At 59.9% G+C, this 16,731-nt stretch carries 15 protein-coding genes; 12 read left to right on the top strand and 3 right to left on the bottom strand.

All coding sequences use genetic code 11. The features are described from left to right. Positions 1-127: 127 nt before the first annotated feature. Positions 128-1,456 (top strand): sugar ABC transporter permease, encoded by a 1,329-nt coding sequence (locus JNB91_RS24470; protein WP_220328092.1) that lies wholly within the window; start codon positions 128-130, stop codon positions 1,454-1,456. Positions 1,457-1,470: 14 nt separating this feature from the next. Further along, positions 1,471-2,256, top strand: coding sequence for an ATP-binding cassette domain-containing protein (locus tag JNB91_RS24465; RefSeq protein ID WP_220328091.1), 786 nt, complete (start codon positions 1,471-1,473; stop codon positions 2,254-2,256). A gap of 63 nt (positions 2,257-2,319) precedes the next feature. On the opposite strand, the gene JNB91_RS24460 is transcribed toward JNB91_RS24465, so the two are convergent. Then, positions 2,320-3,333: a zinc-binding alcohol dehydrogenase family protein gene (locus JNB91_RS24460; protein WP_220328090.1), complete on the bottom strand. Its 1,014-nt coding sequence runs from the start codon at positions 3,331-3,333 to the stop codon at positions 2,320-2,322. Positions 3,334-3,449: 116 nt separating this feature from the next. Between JNB91_RS24460 and JNB91_RS24455 the strand changes: the two genes are divergently transcribed. Then, positions 3,450-3,842, top strand: coding sequence for a winged helix-turn-helix transcriptional regulator (locus tag JNB91_RS24455; RefSeq protein ID WP_220328089.1), 393 nt, complete (start codon positions 3,450-3,452; stop codon positions 3,840-3,842). 13 nt (positions 3,843-3,855) lie between these two features. On the opposite strand, the gene JNB91_RS24450 is transcribed toward JNB91_RS24455, so the two are convergent. After that, on the bottom strand, positions 3,856-4,770 hold the full coding sequence (locus tag JNB91_RS24450; protein ID WP_220328088.1) for an AraC family transcriptional regulator: 915 nt from the start codon (positions 4,768-4,770) through the stop codon (positions 3,856-3,858). Positions 4,771-4,982: 212 nt separating this feature from the next. Here JNB91_RS24450 and JNB91_RS24445 point away from each other — a divergent pair, with 212 nt between their 5' ends. From JNB91_RS24445 to JNB91_RS24420, 6 genes are all read left to right on the top strand, one after another. After that, positions 4,983-5,864 carry a carbohydrate ABC transporter permease gene (locus JNB91_RS24445; RefSeq protein WP_220328087.1) on the top strand — a complete coding sequence of 294 codons (882 nt, stop codon included), beginning with the start codon at positions 4,983-4,985 and terminating at the stop codon, positions 5,862-5,864. A gap of 3 nt (positions 5,865-5,867) precedes the next feature. Next, positions 5,868-6,773, top strand: coding sequence for a carbohydrate ABC transporter permease (locus JNB91_RS24440; protein ID WP_220328086.1), 906 nt, complete (start codon positions 5,868-5,870; stop codon positions 6,771-6,773). 1 nt (position 6,774) lies between these two features. Further along, positions 6,775-7,890 (top strand): ABC transporter ATP-binding protein, encoded by a 1,116-nt coding sequence (locus tag JNB91_RS24435; RefSeq protein ID WP_220328085.1) that lies wholly within the window; start codon positions 6,775-6,777, stop codon positions 7,888-7,890. A 29-nt stretch (positions 7,891-7,919) separates the two neighbouring features. After that, entirely contained in the window at positions 7,920-9,188 is a 1,269-nt protein-coding gene (locus JNB91_RS24430; protein ID WP_220328084.1) for an ABC transporter substrate-binding protein, read from the top strand. A gap of 66 nt (positions 9,189-9,254) precedes the next feature. Next, a complete protein-coding gene (gene pglA, locus JNB91_RS24425) occupies positions 9,255-10,820 on the top strand; it encodes a polygalacturonase PglA (protein WP_220328083.1) in 1,566 nt (521 codons plus the stop codon). Then, a complete protein-coding gene (locus JNB91_RS24420) occupies positions 10,817-11,923 on the top strand; it encodes a glycoside hydrolase family 88/105 protein (protein ID WP_220328082.1) in 1,107 nt (368 codons plus the stop codon). The genes pglA and JNB91_RS24420 overlap by 4 nt, the downstream gene beginning before the upstream one ends. A 54-nt stretch (positions 11,924-11,977) precedes the next feature. Here the strand turns inward: JNB91_RS24420 and JNB91_RS24415 are convergent, their stop codons facing one another. Further along, positions 11,978-13,015, bottom strand: a complete 1,038-nt coding sequence (locus JNB91_RS24415) for a dipeptidase (protein WP_220328081.1) — start codon at positions 13,013-13,015, stop codon at positions 11,978-11,980. A 208-nt stretch (positions 13,016-13,223) separates the two neighbouring features. Between JNB91_RS24415 and JNB91_RS24410 the strand changes: the two genes are divergently transcribed. The 3 genes from JNB91_RS24410 to nikC are packed head-to-tail and all read left to right on the top strand — an operon-like array spanning position 13,224 to position 16,731. Then, on the top strand, positions 13,224-14,822 hold the full coding sequence (locus tag JNB91_RS24410) for an ABC transporter substrate-binding protein (RefSeq protein ID WP_220328080.1): 1,599 nt from the start codon (positions 13,224-13,226) through the stop codon (positions 14,820-14,822). Then, the gene (locus JNB91_RS24405) at positions 14,819-15,832 is read left to right on the top strand and encodes an ABC transporter permease (RefSeq protein ID WP_220328079.1); all 1,014 of its coding nucleotides are present in this window, start codon (positions 14,819-14,821) and stop codon (positions 15,830-15,832) included. Before JNB91_RS24410 ends, JNB91_RS24405 begins: the two co-directional genes overlap by 4 nt. Next, positions 15,829-16,731 (top strand): nickel transporter permease, encoded by a 903-nt coding sequence (gene nikC, locus JNB91_RS24400; protein ID WP_220328136.1) that lies wholly within the window; start codon positions 15,829-15,831, stop codon positions 16,729-16,731. Before JNB91_RS24405 ends, nikC begins: the two co-directional genes overlap by 4 nt.

Below are 16,731 nucleotides of genomic sequence, written 5' to 3'. Positions count from 1 at the left end.
CATCGCTAGGCCCCAATCTGGACTGGACGAATGCCGCGGGTCTTCTCCCCCCTTGTGGGGGAGATGGCCGGCAGGCCAGAGGGGGCCTTTCAAGACCCGGCAGACATTCGATGAGGAACGGCAGGACATGGCCGACATGACGCATTCGACGACACCCCAGGCATCCGAAACGACGACCACGGCAAGACCGGAGGGAAACCCGGTCGCTCGTTTCTTCCGTGCCACCGAGATCGACACCCGCATGCTGGGCATGATCGGCGCACTGCTGATCATCTGGATCGGCTTTCATATCCTGACCGGCGGCCTTTTCCTGACGGCCCGCAATCTCTGGAACCTCTCGGTACAGACAGCCTCTGTCGCAGTGATGGCAACCGGCATGGTGCTCGTCATCGTCACCCGCAATATCGATCTATCGGTCGGCTCCATTCTCGGTTTCACCGGCATGATCATGGGCGTGCTGCAGGCGCAATATCTGCCGCAACTGCTGGGCTTCGATCACCCGGCCATATGGGCCGTGGCACTGATCGGCGGCATTATCGTCGGCGGGCTGATCGGCACATTGCATGGCGTCATCATCGCCTTTCTGTCGGTCCCGTCCTTCATCGTCACGCTCGGCGGCCTGCTTGTCTGGCGCGGCGCCACATGGTTCGTCACCAGCGGTCAGACGGTCGCGCCGATGAACCCGAGCTTTCGCCTGATGGGCGGTGGCGCTGAAGGGTCAATCGGCGAGACATGGAGCTGGGTCGTCGGCCTGATCGCCTGCCTCGCCATCGTCGCCGCCATCATCAACGCCCGCCACCAGCGCAAGCGCTTTCACTTCCCCCGCCGCCCGCTCTGGGCGGAATTCGTGCTGGCCGGCCTCGGCTTCGTCACCGTCATCGGCGCAGTCATGGTCGCCAATGCTTACTTTTGGCCGATCAACATTGCCCGTCGTTACGCCGAGGCGAACGGCATCGCCTGGCCGGAAGGCGGATTGCAGATCCCGCACGGCATAGCCATTCCGGTGCTGATGGCGATTGCCGTCGGTATCGTCATGACCTTCATCGCCACCCGCCTGCGCTTTGGCCGCTACGTCTTTGCCATCGGCGGCAACCCGGAGGCGGCAGAACTCGCCGGCATCAAGACCCGTTGGGTAACGGTGAAAATCTTTGCTCTGATGGGCGTTCTCTGCGCTATCGCAGCCGCAATTTCCACCGCGCGTCTCAATGCCGCAACCAACGCACAGGGCGAACTCGACGAGCTTTATACGATCGCTGCAGCCGTCATCGGCGGCACTTCGCTCAGCGGCGGGATGGGCACGATTGCCGGCGCCATGCTCGGCGCTCTGGTCATGCAATCGCTGCAGTCGGGCATGGTCCTGCTTGGCATAGATACGCCGTTCCAGCGCATCGTCGTCGGCATCGTGCTTGTCACCGCCGTATGGCTCGACACCGTTTATCGCGCCAGAGCCAAGTAAGAGGAGATTCCATCGTGACGGACCAGAACATTCCGCTCGTGGAAATGAAGGACATTTCCATCTCCTTCGGCGGCATCCATGCGGTCGAGAAAGCGACAATCGATCTTTTCCCCGGCGAAGTCGTTGCCGTGCTCGGCCATAACGGGGCGGGAAAATCGACGCTGATAAAAATCCTCTCCGGCGCTTATCGCCGCGATGGCGGCGACATCCTGATCAATGGCGAAGCCGCCGAGATCAAAAACCCGCGTGACGCCAAGAAATACGGCATAGAGACGATCTACCAGACGCTCGCCGTGGCCGATAATGTCGATGCCGCCGCCAATCTCTACCTCGGCCGCGAGCTGCGCACCAAATGGGGTACGCTCGATGACGTGGCGATGGAAGCCAACACGCGCGAAGTCATGGGTCGGCTGAACCCGAATTTCCGGCGCTTCAAGGAGCCGGTCAAGGCGCTGTCGGGCGGACAGCGGCAGTCGGTGGCCATCGCCCGCGCCATCCTCTTCGACGCCCGCATCCTTATCATGGACGAGCCGACGGCAGCACTCGGGCCGCAGGAGACCGCCCAGGTCGGCGACCTGATCAAGCAGCTGAAACGCGAAGGTATCGGCATTTTTCTGATCAGCCACGACATCCACGATGTCTTCGACCTCGCCGACCGTGTCTTCGTGATGAAAAACGGCAAGGTCGTCGGCCATGCCCGCACCCAGGATGTCACCAAGGACGAGGTGCTCGGCATGATCATTCTCGGCAAGGTGCCGCCGGGCGCAGTGCCCGGACCGGGTGCGATGAAGGTCGCTTGAGTTTCGTCCCAAAGACAGCAGGCGGACGGGTTGAACCGGCCCGCCTGCACCATCTCATTCGCCTCAGAACCCTTCTAGGACGACCTTGCCTCGGGTCTTCCCGCTTTCGATCGCCGCATGAGCCTTCTTCAGGTTGTCGGCATTGATCGGTGAAAGCGTCTCGGTCACCGTAGTGCGGACCTTGCCCTCATCGACCAGACGCGAAACCTCGTTGAGCAGCTTGCCCTGCTCGGCAATATCGGCAGTCTCGAAAATCGAGCGCGTGAACATCAGCTCCCAGTGAATGGAAACGGCCTTGCGCTTGAACCCGAGCACGTCGAGGCTTTCAGGATCGTCGATCAGCCCGAACCGGCCCTGCGGCGAGATCAGCTCGATGATCTCCTTCAGGTGCCGATGGGTCTCGGTCGTCGAAAACACGAAGGCGGGTGCGCCGATCCCGAGCGCTTTGACCTGCTCTGCGATCGGCTTCGAGTGGTCGATCACATGATGGGCACCGAGCGTTTTCACCCATTCCTGCGTTTCCGGCCGTGATGCGGTGGCAATAACGGTCACATCGGTCAGCGCCCTCACAAGCTGGATGGCGATCGAACCGACGCCGCCGGCACCGCCGATGATGACGATCGCATTGGCCGCACCCGGCACCGGCTTGGCGATATCCAGCCGGTCGAACAGCATCTCCCAGGCGGTGATCGCCGTCAGCGGCAAGGCTGCAGCCTCGGCATTCGAAAGCGTCTTCGGCTTCTGACCCACGATCCGTTCGTCGACTAGGTGAAACTGGCTGTTGGCACCCGGACGGATCAGCGAGCCCGCATAAAACACTTCGTCGCCGATCTCAAAGTTCTTGGCATCGGGGCCGGCCTCAACCACCTTGCCGACAGCATCCCAGCCGAGAATTTTCCACTGGCCGGCTTCCGGAGAAACGCCTTTGCGAACCTTCGTGTCGACCGGATTGACGGAAATCGCTTCGACCTCGACGAGAAGATCCCGGCCGGTCGGCACCGGACGCGGCAGTTCGATATCCTCAAGTGCATCGCTGCGGTCGATTGCGCCAGCTTCTTTGTAACCGATGGCCTTCATGATCTGCTCCTTTTGATGACGAATTCGGTGTCGATTGATGTGTCACCAAAATGGGCTATATTCAGATCTGCGCAATACGCACAAAAACAGCACGTAGTATCAAAAAGGATACGGTCATGGCCAAGGCCCGTCACACGCGTTTCGATTGCTCTCCGGGTTGCTCCGTGGAAGCTGCTATCGGCCTTATTGACGGCAAGTGGAAGTCGGTTGTGCTCTACCACCTTCTTTCGGGAACTCTGCGTTTCAACGAAATCCGCAGGCACATCGTCAATGTCACGCCCCGCATGCTGACCAACCAGTTGCGCGAGCTGGAGAACGATGGCCTGATCGAGCGCAAGGTCTATGCCCAGGTGCCGCCGAAGGTCGAATACAGCCTGTCCGAGCTCGGCCGCAGCATGGAACCGATCCTGCTTGCGCTGAAACTCTGGGGCGACACCAATATCGGCCTCTACGGCAAGCCGCGCGGTATGGATCCGCGTGAACCGAAGACGGGCGATATCGCCGCATAACCAGCGACGCGTCTCACGCGGGATCGAGGCTCATCAGTCTGATCTGTTCGGCCTCGTCGAAACGCAGTAACCCGCCGTTCCGGTTGCGCTCCACCCGCTCGACATGCGCGCGTGGACTGACGCCGAAGACTCGCTTGAACATGCGTGAGAAATAATAGGGATCGCCGTAACCGACTTCCGCCGCTGCATTGGCAACCGGCATCCCAGCCTCCAGCAGGTGCATGGCGCGCTCCATGCGCTTCTGTTCCTGGTATTTACGCGGCGTGTGCCCTACCCGCTTCTTGAACTCACGCAGGAAATAGTCCGCGTTGAATGGCGAGGCATCCACCGCCTGTTCCGCGATATCCGGATCGAGAGGATTGGCCGAGATCATCGCCACGGCCTTCATGACCGCCAGATCAAGGGCGTCGGTTCCTTCGGTCTGATAGGTCGCACTGTCGTTCCAGCCGATGAACGCATCCTCGATATAGGCGATCAGCAGATACATGAAGAGATGATGCTGGCTCAGCGTCAGCGACGACGGTGGCGCAGTCTGGCGATATTGTCGCACCAGCGGCTCCAGCAACGGCCACTTCTTCAGGCGGACATGAGGTCGCAGCTGCATCTGCGCGATCAGGTCGTGCTTGCCGTAAATGTCCAAGGAAAAGTGTTGGGCAATTCCCCTATAGATTGTCGTCCCGCGGTTCCAGCCGCGAAAGCGCTGCCCGCGCCGGATAAGCATTGCGTCACCGGGCTCCATCACCCGGCGCTCACCCTCGATCACATAGTGACCGCAGCCTTCCAGGCAGATGACGAAATCTTCGACGGGGTTTGTCTTGTCAATGCGCCACGTCTTCGAATGCTCCATCTTGATCGTCGCTCGAGTGAGTTTCAACGACAGAGCAGAGGGCGCGATGCTGGAGAGAATGCCACCTTCGATTTCGTCCATCTTTTTTTCCGTGTTTGTTCATTCATTCTCGACTGAAAATGAAATTATGTCACGCTAAATACTGGAGGAGGAACAGAATTGATGAATGTTCAGTCTTTCAGCTAAGCCACTGACGCATAACAGCCTTGCACCTATTGGCTGGAGGAGGAATTTGATTTGCACAAAAATGTATTTCTCATAACCGGGTGTCATTCGCCCATTGGAGGCGCCTCATGAGGTCTCAGCGCTTCCTGGGTTATGCCTATCTGGCGCCCTATTTGATCGGCCTCGTCATATTCACGGCCATCCCTTTTTTGACTTCGCTTTATTTGAGCTTCACCAGCTATGACCTGATGAGCAGCCCGCAATGGACCGGTTTGTCCAACTATGAGCGGCTGTTCACCCGCGACCGCACATTCGACAAGTCGCTGACTGTCACGCTTGTTTATGTATTTTCCACGGTGCCGCTGAAGCTCGCCTTCGCGCTCTTCATCGCCGCCATACTCAACTACAAGCTTAAATTCATTAACTTCTTCCGGACGGCTTTTTACGTTCCGTCCATCCTCGGTGGATCGATCGCCATCGCCGTTCTGTGGCGTTACCTGTTTTCGGCCGAAGGCCTCGTCAACATGGCGATTGCCTCCATCGGTTTCACGCCGGTGGACTGGTTCGGCGACCCGACAAATGCACTTTTCACCATCACGCTTCTGCGCTGCTGGCAGTTCGGTTCGGCCATGGTGATCTTCCTTGCTGCCCTGCAATCGATCGACAAGTCGCTCTATGAAGCGGCCTCCATCGATGGTGCCGGCAAGGTCACGACCTTCTTCTTCGTGACACTGCCACTGCTGACGCCGGTCATCTTCTTCAACCTCGTCATGCAGATGGTCCAGGCATTCCAGGAGTTCAACGGTCCCTACATCATCACGCAGGGCGGCCCGCTGAAATCCACCTATCTCCTGCCCCTCTACATCTACGAGGAGGCCTTCAAGAAGTTCAACATGGGCTACGCCTCGGCGATCGCCTGGGTGCTCTTCGCCATCATCATGGTGCTCACGCTCGTGGCCTTCTGGTCCTCGAAGAAGTGGGTCTACTACGCCGGCGACAAGAGGAGCTGAGCCATGACCGATATGACTTTGCCTAAAACTGCCGCCCGCACCGCGGATGAAGCCGCAGCCGCAAAACGCGCCCGCATGGACTTGATCTCCGCGGTCGTCCGCTACTCACTGCTCTTTGGCGTCGGCTTCCTGATGCTCTACCCGCTGATCTGGCTGGTCGGCGCAAGCTTCAAGACCAACTCGGAAATTTTTGCCGGCGCCGGTTTCCTGCCGGAAAGCCCGACACTCGAAGGTTATGTCCAGGGCTGGCAGACATCCACGCCGTACACCTTCGGCCGGTTCTTCTGGAATTCGTTCCTGATCATCCTGCCCAAGGTCATCGGCACGGCCATCTCCTGCACGATGGTGGCCTATGCCTTTGCCCGCTTCGAGTTCCCGTTCAAGAAGATCCTGTTCGGATCGGTCATCGCCGTCCTGCTTCTACCGAACGTCGTCACCCGCATCCCGCAATACATCCTCTTCAGGGATCTCGGCTGGCTGGACAGCTTCCTGCCGCTCTGGGTGCCGTCCGCACTCGCCGGCGATGCCTTCTTCGTCTTCATGCTGGTGCAGTTCCTGCGCTCGCTGCCGACGGACATGGAGGAAGCAGCACGCGTCGATGGCGCAAACAGCCTGCAGACGCTGATCTTCATCGTCGTTCCCATGCTCGGGCCCGCACTGGTCTCGGTCTGCCTGTTCCAGTTCATGTGGACGATGAACGACTTCCTCGGACCGCTGATCTACATCTCGTCGGTCGACAAATATCCGGTGAGCCTCGCGCTCAAACTCTCAATCGATACAACCGAAGCCTTCGAATGGAACCGCATCCTGGCGATGTCGGTACTCACCATCACCCCTGCGCTTGTCGTGTTCTTCGCGGCGCAACGGTACTTCATCGAAGGAATCTCTGCGGGAGGCAGAAAGGGCTGACATGGCACAGGTACAACTGAAAAACCTCGAGAAAGTCTACAACAAGACCAACAAGGTCGTTCACGGCATCGATCTCGACATCAAGGATGGCGAGTTCATGGTTCTGGTTGGCCCCTCGGGCTGCGCCAAGTCGACCACGCTGCGCATGATCGCCGGCCTCGAAGACATCACCGGCGGCGACGTCATCATCGGTGACGAGCGCGTCAACGACCTGTCACCGAGCAAGCGGCAGATCGCCATGGTGTTCCAGAACTATGCGCTTTATCCGCATATGAAGGTCCGCGGTAATCTCTCCTTCGGCCTGCGAATTGCCGGTCGCCCGAAGGCGGAAATCGCCGCGGCTGTCGACAAGGTCGCGGAAATCCTTGAAATCGAACCGCTGCTCGATCGCCTGCCAAAGCAGCTTTCAGGCGGCCAGGCCCAGCGCGTCGCGCTCGGCCGCGCGCTGATCAAGAACCCCGGCGTCTTCCTCTTCGACGAACCGCTGTCGAACCTCGATGCCAAGCTGCGCGCCTCGATGCGCGTCCGCATTACCGATCTGCACCGTCAGCTGAAGGCGGAAGGCAGCTCGCCGACCGTCATCTACGTCACCCATGACCAGACTGAAGCAATGACCATGGGCGACCGCATCTGCGTCATGCAGGCCGGTCATATCATGCAGGTCGCCACCCCGAAGGAACTCTACAACGCCCCGGCCAATCTCTTCGTTGCCGGCTTCATCGGCACGCCGGAAATGAACCTCGTCGAAGGCGCGATGGAAGGCGGAGAATTCATCATGGGCAGCCAGCGCCTGGCACTCGGCAGCGATCTCGCAGGCCGACTTTCCAGCCAGCCCGGCAGCGCCGTCCTCGGCATCCGTCCGCAGCAGTTCTCGCTCGTGTCGGAAGGCCCGGCACTGCAGGCCAAGCTCGTCAATGCCGAGTTCATGGGCCACGAGGTCTACATGCACGCGGATTGCGAAGGCCACAGACTGGTGAGCGTCGTGGGCGCAGCAGAATTCGAGGCGCGGGGGCAATCCGACGTGATCCGCCTGCGCCCCGACCCGAAAACATTGCACGTTTTCGACAAGTCAGACGGCCGCAACGTTTCGCTGCATGGAGGCAGCATTGCGGCATAACAATTTAAAGCCAATTTGAGGAGGCACACATGAAAAGCATACTGAAATCATCCGTCTTTCTTGCAGGAGCAGCCCTTGCGGTCATCGCAATGGCACCTTCGGCAAGCGCTGCGGAACTGCGCATGTCGTGGTGGGGCGGTGAAAGCCGCCACGTCGCAACGCAGAAGGCCATTGCCGCCTGCGGCGCAAAATACGGACACACCGTGAAGGGCGAGTTCACCGGCTTCGACGGTTATCTGGAAAAGCTGACCACCCAGATGGCCGGCAAGACGGAAGCCGACATCATCCAGGTCAACTGGCCATGGTTGCCGCTGTTTTCCAAGGACGGCAAGGGCTTTGCCGACCTGCGCGCCCTGAAGGGTCTCGACCTTTCGAACTGGAGCGACGGCGATCTGGAATCGGGCTCCACCAACGGCGTGCTGCAGGGCCTGTCGGTCTCCACCTCGGGCCGCGTCTTCTTCTTCAACACGACGACGCTCGAAAAGGCCGGCGTGGAAGTGCCGAAAACCTGGGACGAGTTCTTCGAAATGACCAAGACGGTCAAGGAAAAGCTCGGCCCGGATTATTACACCTTCAACGCCGTCAAGGAGACGGCGCATCTTCTGATGACGCTGGCCGTAACCCAGGCCACCGGCAAGGGCATGGTTGACCCGAAGACCAACCGTGTTGCCTGGACGCCTGAAGAACTGGCAGCCGGCATCGACTTCCTCGGCAAGCTGGTGGAAACCGGCGCAATCCGCTCGCAGAAACAGGAAGCAGCCGACGGCAACGTCAACCTCTTCGAAAAGCCGGCATGGTCGGAAGGCAAGATCGCAGGTTCCTACGAGTGGGATTCGACCTATTCCAAATATGCCGATCCGCTGAAGGAAGGTCAGGTTCTGAAACCGGTACCAATGCTGAAGATGACTGACGGCAAGACCGAAGGCGTCTTCCGCAAGCCGTCTATGGTCTTCTCCATCTCGAAGAACTCGAAGAACCCGGAAGCAGCAGCACAGATCACCAATTGCCTGCTGAATGAACCGGAAGGCATCGACATTCTCGGCACCTCGCGTGGCATTCCGGCCTCCAAGGCCGCCATGGCACGGCTGACCAATGCAGGCGAGCCGGAAGTTCGTGCCGCCAATGCAATCGTCATGGCCTCGGAAGGTCCGACGATTTCGCCCTTCGACGAAAACCCGGTCATCCGCGGCATCATCATCGATACGCTCGAAGAATATGCCTACGAGCAGATCGATTCAAAGGACGCCGCCGAGCAGATCATCGATGGCGTGAATGACGCCCTGAAGAAGTTCGACTAAGCGCGAACGGAACTCTCCACCCGGCCTGACCGCAGGCCGGGTGGTGCATAAATCAAGAGAGAAACGATGAACAAAGCCATTTCAGTTGCGATCTCCGCACGGATCGCGGCCATAAGGCTGGCTGTGCCCGGCGCACGCCATGCCTTGCCGCAACCGTTAGCCTGGCGCTTGTTGCGCAATGGGGAAAACGCCCCCGTACAGCAGGGAACGGCGACCACCGTGGTGACCCTCCTTGATGCCCTTTATCCCGCCACGAATTACCTTTTCGAGGCGGAAGGCTTCGACCCTCTTTCATTCCGGACCCGCGATTGCGCAGGCCTTGTCCGCGCAGCCGATTACGGGCTTGTTCAGAATGCCGATCTGTCGGACCTTGCCGCAGCGCGCACCAATGCCGAAGCCCTCGCCAAGGCTTTGGCAGACACCCCCTTGGGCGGCACGCTCTATATTGCACCCGGCACATGGACAGCCTTCCCCTTGAAGCTGCGAAGCGACCTGACCCTTCATCTGGCGGAAGGCGCGGTGCTTCGCGCCCCGAGCACCCGCGAAGGCTGGCCGATCCTGCCGGCGCGCGCTGACGACGGCCGCATGCTCGGCAGCTGGGAAGGACTTCCCGATGCCTGCTTTGCAGCCCCCGTACATGCCATCGGTTCGGAACGTCTGACGATCGAAGGCAAAGGCATTCTCGACGGCTCAGGCAACGCCGGCGACTGGTGGACATGGCCGAAGGAAACCCGTGACGGCGCAAGGCGTCCGCGCGGCCTTCACCTGGTCGATTGCAAGCAAACCCTTCTTCTCGGCTTCACCATACGCAATGCTCCGTCATGGACCGTCCACCCGCAGGGCTGCGACGGGTTGGCAGCGGTCTCGCTCCACATCCAGGCGCCCCATGACAGCCCCAATACCGACGGCTTCGATCCCGAAGGCTGCCGCAATGTGACTGTCGAAGGCGTGCGCTTCTCGGTCGGCGACGATTGCATCGCTATCAAGGCAGGCAAGCGCGGTGACAAGGGCGAGGCAGACCACCTGAGCGAAACCCGCGGCGTCGAAATCCGTCATTGCCTGATGGAACGCGGCCATGGCGGCGTCGTCATCGGCTCGGAAATGTCCGGCGGCGTTCACGATGTAACCGTCGAGGATTGCGACATGGTCGGCACCGACCGCGGCCTGCGGATCAAGACCCGCCGCGGTCGCGGCGGCGGTATCAGCAACATATCCATGCGCCGGGTGAAGATGGACGGCGTTCTGGTGACGCTTTCGGCAAACGTCCACTATTTTTGCGATGCCGATGGCCACGACGACTGGGTTCAGTCACGTGAGCCCGCACCGGTCGTCGAAGGAACACCCTATGTCGATGGCATTTTCGTCGAGGACGTCGATGTCTATGGCCTGGCGCTTGCCGCAGGCGTCTTCCTCGGATTGCCGGAAATGCCGGTCCGCAACATCCGCATCCGCGGCTTGCGTATCCATTCCACCGACCCGGCCGCAATAGCGGCACCTCCCATCATGGCCGATGGCGTGCGGGCCATGCGTCACGAACAGATCCTCTGCGAACACGCCGAAATCGACATCGATGACGCGAGCCTGCTCTCCCCCGACCCGATCTCCCTCCCGAACCTACTGGCACCCCGATGAAACCCACCGACTATTTCGACCAATTCTGCACCCGCTACCAGGCCTACAAGAACGGCAACTGGTGCTATGAAGACGGCTGCATCTATCGCGGCCTTGAACTGCTCTTTGAGGCAACCGGCGAGCAGCGCTGGCTCGACCATATCCTGCGGCTGATCGATCCCCAGGTCGGCCCGGACGGAAGCCTTGCCGGCTATACTCAAGAAGAATTCAATATCGACAACGTCCTGCCGGGACGGGCGCTGATATTCCTCGACCGGCAAACCGGCGATCCCCGCTACATGGCAGCCGCACGCCGGCTGATCGCACAGCTCGATACGCATCCGCGTATTCCAGCCGGCAACTACTGGCACAAGAAGCGCTATCCCTCCCAGGTCTGGCTGGACGGGCTCTATATGGGCCTGCCCTTCCAGGTCGAATATGCGCTTAAAGTCGGTGAGACGCCGCGGATAACCGATGCCCTGCAGCAACTGGCAACCGCGCTTGCGCTGACTCAGGTCGGCAACGGACTTTATGTCCACGGCTATGACGACAGCCGCGCCGAACAATGGGCCGATCAGCTCACCGGCAAATCTCCGGCCGTCTGGTCGCGCGCTGTTGGATGGCTGATCATGGCGCTGGTCGATATCCTCGCCGCTATTCCGGCAGATCAGGCAACTGCGACACTGAGAAAGCAGACACGCACGGTTCTTCTGGCACTTACTGAGCGACAGCAGCCATCCGGCCTCTGGCCGCAGGTGCTGGATGCCCCGGATCTGGCCGGCAATTACGACGAGACCTCCGCATCGGCCATGTTCGCCTATGCTTTGCTGCGCGCCGAACGACTGAATCTGGCCGCTCCGGAAGAGGCATCGAAAATCCGCACATCCGGCCAGAAGGCGGCAGAAGCCTTGGTCGATACACGGCTTGTCGAAGAAAACGGAGAAACCAGCCTTGTCGGCATCTGCCAGGTGGCGGGCCTCGGCCCCTTCAATGGCCGTTATCGCGATGGCTCGCCGGCCTATTATCTGGTCGAGGAAGTCGTGGCCGACGACGCCAAGGGGGTGGGCCCGTTCATGATGGCCTATGCGGAAGCCACTCTGGCGATCAAGGCAAAGGCTGCCTGACCCTTTATTCGAGACGACTTGGCGGCACGAGCGCGCCGCCAAGTCGCGTAAACCTCAAGCAGCCCAGCTGCGCTCCAGAACCGAAATCCAGTTCTCGTGACCGATCTTCTTCAGCTCGGCATCGTTGAAGCCATGCTTGCGCAGAGCATCGACCAACAGCGGCAGGCCGGCTGCATCCTTCATCTCGGCCGGAATAGTCGTGCCGTCGAAATCGGAACCGAGCGCGACATGCTCAACGCCGATCCGCTCGGCGATATAGGCCACGTGGCGCACTAGGAGATCGATGCTGGTATTCGGGTCCTTCACCCCGTCGTCACGCAGGAACAGCACACCGAAATTGATACCGGCAAGGCCACCCGTATCGCGGATTGCGTCGAGCTGGCGATCGGTGAGATTGCGGCTATGGTTGCACAGCGCATGCACGTTGGAGTGCGAGGCAACCAGTGGCGCCTTGGAAAGCTTGGCGATCTCCCAGAAGCCCGCCTCGTTCATGTGCGACAGGTCGACCATGATCTTCAGCTCGTTGCAGGCACGGATCAGGTCACGGCCGGCATCGGTGAGACCCGGACCGATATCCGGCGAGGACGGATATCGGAACGGCACACCGTAAGCGAAGACGTTCGGCCGGCTCCAGACCGGACCGAGCGTACGAAGACCTGCCTGATGCAGCACGTGAAGCGCATCCAGATCGGCAGCGACAGCTTCCGCGCCCTCGATATGGAAGACCGCGGCAAAACTGCCGGTTTCAATCGATCGACGGATGTCGTCGGCCGTGCGGCATACGGTCACGCAACCCTGTGAACGGGCTTCGATATCGAAAAGCAGCCGCGCCATCGCCAGCGTTTCATTCAGTGCATCAGGCTGCAAAGGTGTTGGATAATCCCCGTTCGCGTCCTTCGTCATGCTTGGCGAGGGCACGTAAATAGCGCATAGACCGCCGGCCAGGCCGCCGGCTCTGGCGCGAGGCAGGTCGATATGTCCTGTTTCTTCGCCTTCAAGAAAACGCTTTACCGGGTCGTTGCCGCCACCACGTCGCAAGCGGAGAAGCACGTCGTTGTGGCCATCGAAAATCGGGAGAGGATTGTTCAACATTTTCAAAATCGTCCTGCCGGAACCTATCAGTTTTGGCTATCCGTAAGTAGGTGGGGCCGCGGTCGCAAATGCAAACCGCGCATAACCTATTCGAAAAATGGAATTGGTCGGCCCGTAAACGCACTGTTAAGACGCGCGACAAATTGCGGCAAAATCTTGCTGACCCTTCAAATTCTGGGGGTTCAGTTGTTCAATGGGGAATATAGCAATGGTATCCAGACGTAACTTCCTGATCGGCGGCGCAGCCCTGCCCTTCCTGTCCTACATCAACCTGGCCGACACCGTTTTCGCGGCGACGCCGAAGGACATCCTGGTTGTTGCCCAGCAGCTCGACAACATGACCAGCCTTGACCCGCATGAGGGTTTTGAGGCCGTCGGCAGCGAGATGATCAACAACATGTATGAAACGCTGGTGCGCGCCAACAGCGACAACCCTAGCGAAGTCATCCCGGTCATTGCCGCTTCCTGGGAAGCCGATGCGGATAACAAGGTCTTCACCTTCAAGCTCGGCAACTCCACCTTTGCCTCGGGCGCAGCTGTGACGGCTGAGGACGTTGCGTTCTCGCTGCAGCGCGCCATCAAGATGAACAAGAGCCCGGCCTTCATCATCAATCAGTTTGGCTTCACGGCAGAAAATGTCGAAGCCATGATCGTTGCCAAGGACGAAAAGACCGTCACGCTGACGACCGAAAAGCCGACCGCAATCTCCTTCCTGCTGTTCTGCCTCTCGGCAAACATCGGCGCCATCGTCGAAAAGAAGACGGTTCTCGAAAACGAAGTGAACGGCGACCTCGGCAATGCCTGGCTGCAGAAGAACAGCGCCGGCTCCGGTTCCTTCAAGCTTCAGTCCTGGAAGGCTTCCGAAAGCATCGCGTTGACGCTCAACGAGAACGGCCCGTACAAGGGCAACCTCAAGCGCGTCATCATCCGCCACGTCGTCGATCCTTCCTCGCAGATGCTGATGCTGCAGAAGGGTGACGTCGATATCGCCCGCAATCTGACCTCGGAACAGCTCCAGGTTCTGAAGTCGGACGAAAACGTCGTTATGGTCCGCAAGCAGGTTGCATCGTTGATGCTGATCTCTCTCAACCAGGCCAACCCGAACCTTGCCAAGCCGCAGGTGTGGGAAGCCGTCAAGTGGGCGCTCGACTACGAAGGCATGCAGAAGAACATCTTGCCGATGACCCATGCCATTCACCAGAGCATGGAACCGGCTGGTTTCCCCGGCACTGTCACCGATACGCCGTTCCAGAAGGATGTCGCCAAGGCCAAGGCGCTGATGGCTGAAGCCGGTCTCGCAGACGGTTTCGACATCACCATGGACCACTATTCGGCGCAGCCCTATCCGGACCTTGCCCAGGCCATTCAGGCCAATCTCGGCGAAATCGGCATCCGTGTAAAACTGCAGTCGGCTGAAAACCGTCAGGTTCTCACCAAGATGCGCGCCCGCCAGCACGAAATGGCGCTGTCCGCATGGGGCACCGACTACTTCGACCCGAACTCCAATGCCGAAGTCTTCTGCATCAACAAGGACAACTCGGACGACGCCAAGAAGAAGCCTTTCGCATGGCGCTCCAGCTTCAAGAACGACGAACTGACCGCCAAGGCGGAAGCCGCTCGTGACGAGAAGGATCCGGCAAAGCGTCTGGAACTCTACGAAGCCCTGCAGCGGGAATTCATGCACAACAGCCCGTTTGCCCTGATGTTCCAGGAAACCAAGACGGCTGCATGCCGCAAGGGCGTCACCGGCTTCGAACTCGGTGTCCTGTCGAACGGCAACTCCTACCTCGGGACCAACAAGGCGTGAACAGACGTTTTAAAAGCCTTGCAGCAACACTGAGCAGCGTCCTCCTGACGCTGTTCGGTTTGACTGTTCTGACTTTCCTCATCGGCCGGGTTATGCCGGTCGATCCGGTCATTGCCGCCGTTGGCGACAATGCGCCTGAGGATGTCATTCTTCGCGTACGTGCCGAAATGGGCCTTGATCAGCCCATTCCGGTGCAGTTCCTGCACTATCTTTACCAGCTGGCACACGGCGATTTCGGCATGTCGGTTCTGACCAAGAACCCGGTCGCAACCGATATCGTCCGCTTCTTCCCGGCCACTTTCGAGCTTGCCACCGCAGCCCTGATCCTGGCCGCGTTGATCGGCATTCCGCTCGGTGTCTGGGCAGCTGTGCGTCAGGGCACGTTCACCGACCAGGCGATCCGCGTCGTCTGTCTCGCAGGTCATTCCGTGCCGGTGTTCATGCTGTCGCTGATCTCGCTGCTGATCTTCTATTCCTGGCTCGACATCGCCCCCGGCCCCGGCCGTCAGGACATCATCTATGACGGCATGATCGATACGGTCACCGGCATCCTGACGATCGACACCCTCATCGCCGGCGATTTCGATGCCTTCAAGGATGCGCTTGCGCATATGGCCCAGCCGGTCATCATCCTTGCCTATTTCTCGATGGCCTACATCGCCCGCATGACGCGTGCCTTCATGATCGACGCATTGAAGGGCGAATATGTCATCACCGCCCGCGCCAAGGGCCTGTCGCTGACGAAAGTCATCTGGGGCCATGCCTTCCCGACGGTAGCCGTCCAGCTCGTCACCGTCATGGCGCTGACCTATGCCGGCCTTCTCGAAGGTGCCGTCGTCACCGAGACCGTGTTCTCCTGGCCGGGTATCGGACAGTATCTGACCGTCTCGCTGATGAATGCGGACATGAACCCGGTCGTCGGCACCACGCTTCTGATCGGCCTCATCTATGTCGGCCTCAACCTGATTGCGGACATTCTCTACCGCGTCCTCGATCCACGGGTACAATAATGAACGCCACCTTCCGAAACTGGGCGCTGGACGAAAATCCGTCCTCGCGCCGCCAGGCCGCCTGGGGCAACTGGTACCGTATCTGGCTGAACTTCCGCGGCAATTCGCTCGGCATGATCGGCCTGACCATCATCGCGATCTTCATCGGCATCGCCATCTTTGCGCCGCTGCTCGCCACCCACGATCCGGCAGCGCAGGATCTGGCCAACCGTCTTGCAGCCCCAAGCGCGCTGCACTGGTTCGGCACCGATGAGCTCGGTCGCGACATCTATTCGCGCCTGCTTTACGGCGGTCGCGTCACCCTCGGCATGGTCATTGCCGTTGTCGTTCTGGTCGCCCCGATCGGGCTGGCCATCGGCTGTATCGCAGGATATTTCGGCGGCATCGTCGATACGATCCTGATGCGCATCACCGACATCTTCCTCGCCTTCCCGCGCCTCGTTCTGGCTCTCGCCTTCGTCGCCGCATTGAAGCCGGGCGTCGAAAGCGCCGTGCTCGCCATCGCGCTCACCGCATGGCCGCCCTATGCCCGTATGGCCCGCGCCGAAACGCTGACCGTTCGCGGCAGCGATTTCATCGCCGCTTACCGCCTGACCGGTGGTTCCTCCTGGCGCATCATCTTCCGCCATATCATGCCGCTCTGCGTGCCGACGCTGATCGTGCGCGTCACGCTCGACATGTCTTCGATCATCATCACCGCCGCCTCGCTCGGCTTCCTCGGCATGGGCGCACAGCCGCCATCGCCGGAATGGGGTGCAATGATCGCAACGGCCAAGCGCTTCATCTTCGAACAGTGGTGGGTCGCCGCCATTCCCGGCATCGCAATCTTCTTCGTCTCGCTCGCCTTCAACTTTTTGGGTGACGCGCTGCGCGACGTGCTGGATCCGAAGGGGAACTGA

Source organism: Aliirhizobium wenxiniae (assembly GCF_019511445.1).
GTDB classification, from domain to species: Bacteria; Pseudomonadota; Alphaproteobacteria; order Rhizobiales; family Rhizobiaceae; genus Neorhizobium; species Neorhizobium wenxiniae_A.
The sequence above is the reverse complement of the archived record's forward strand: the minus strand, read 5'-3'. Positions and strand labels throughout refer to the sequence as shown.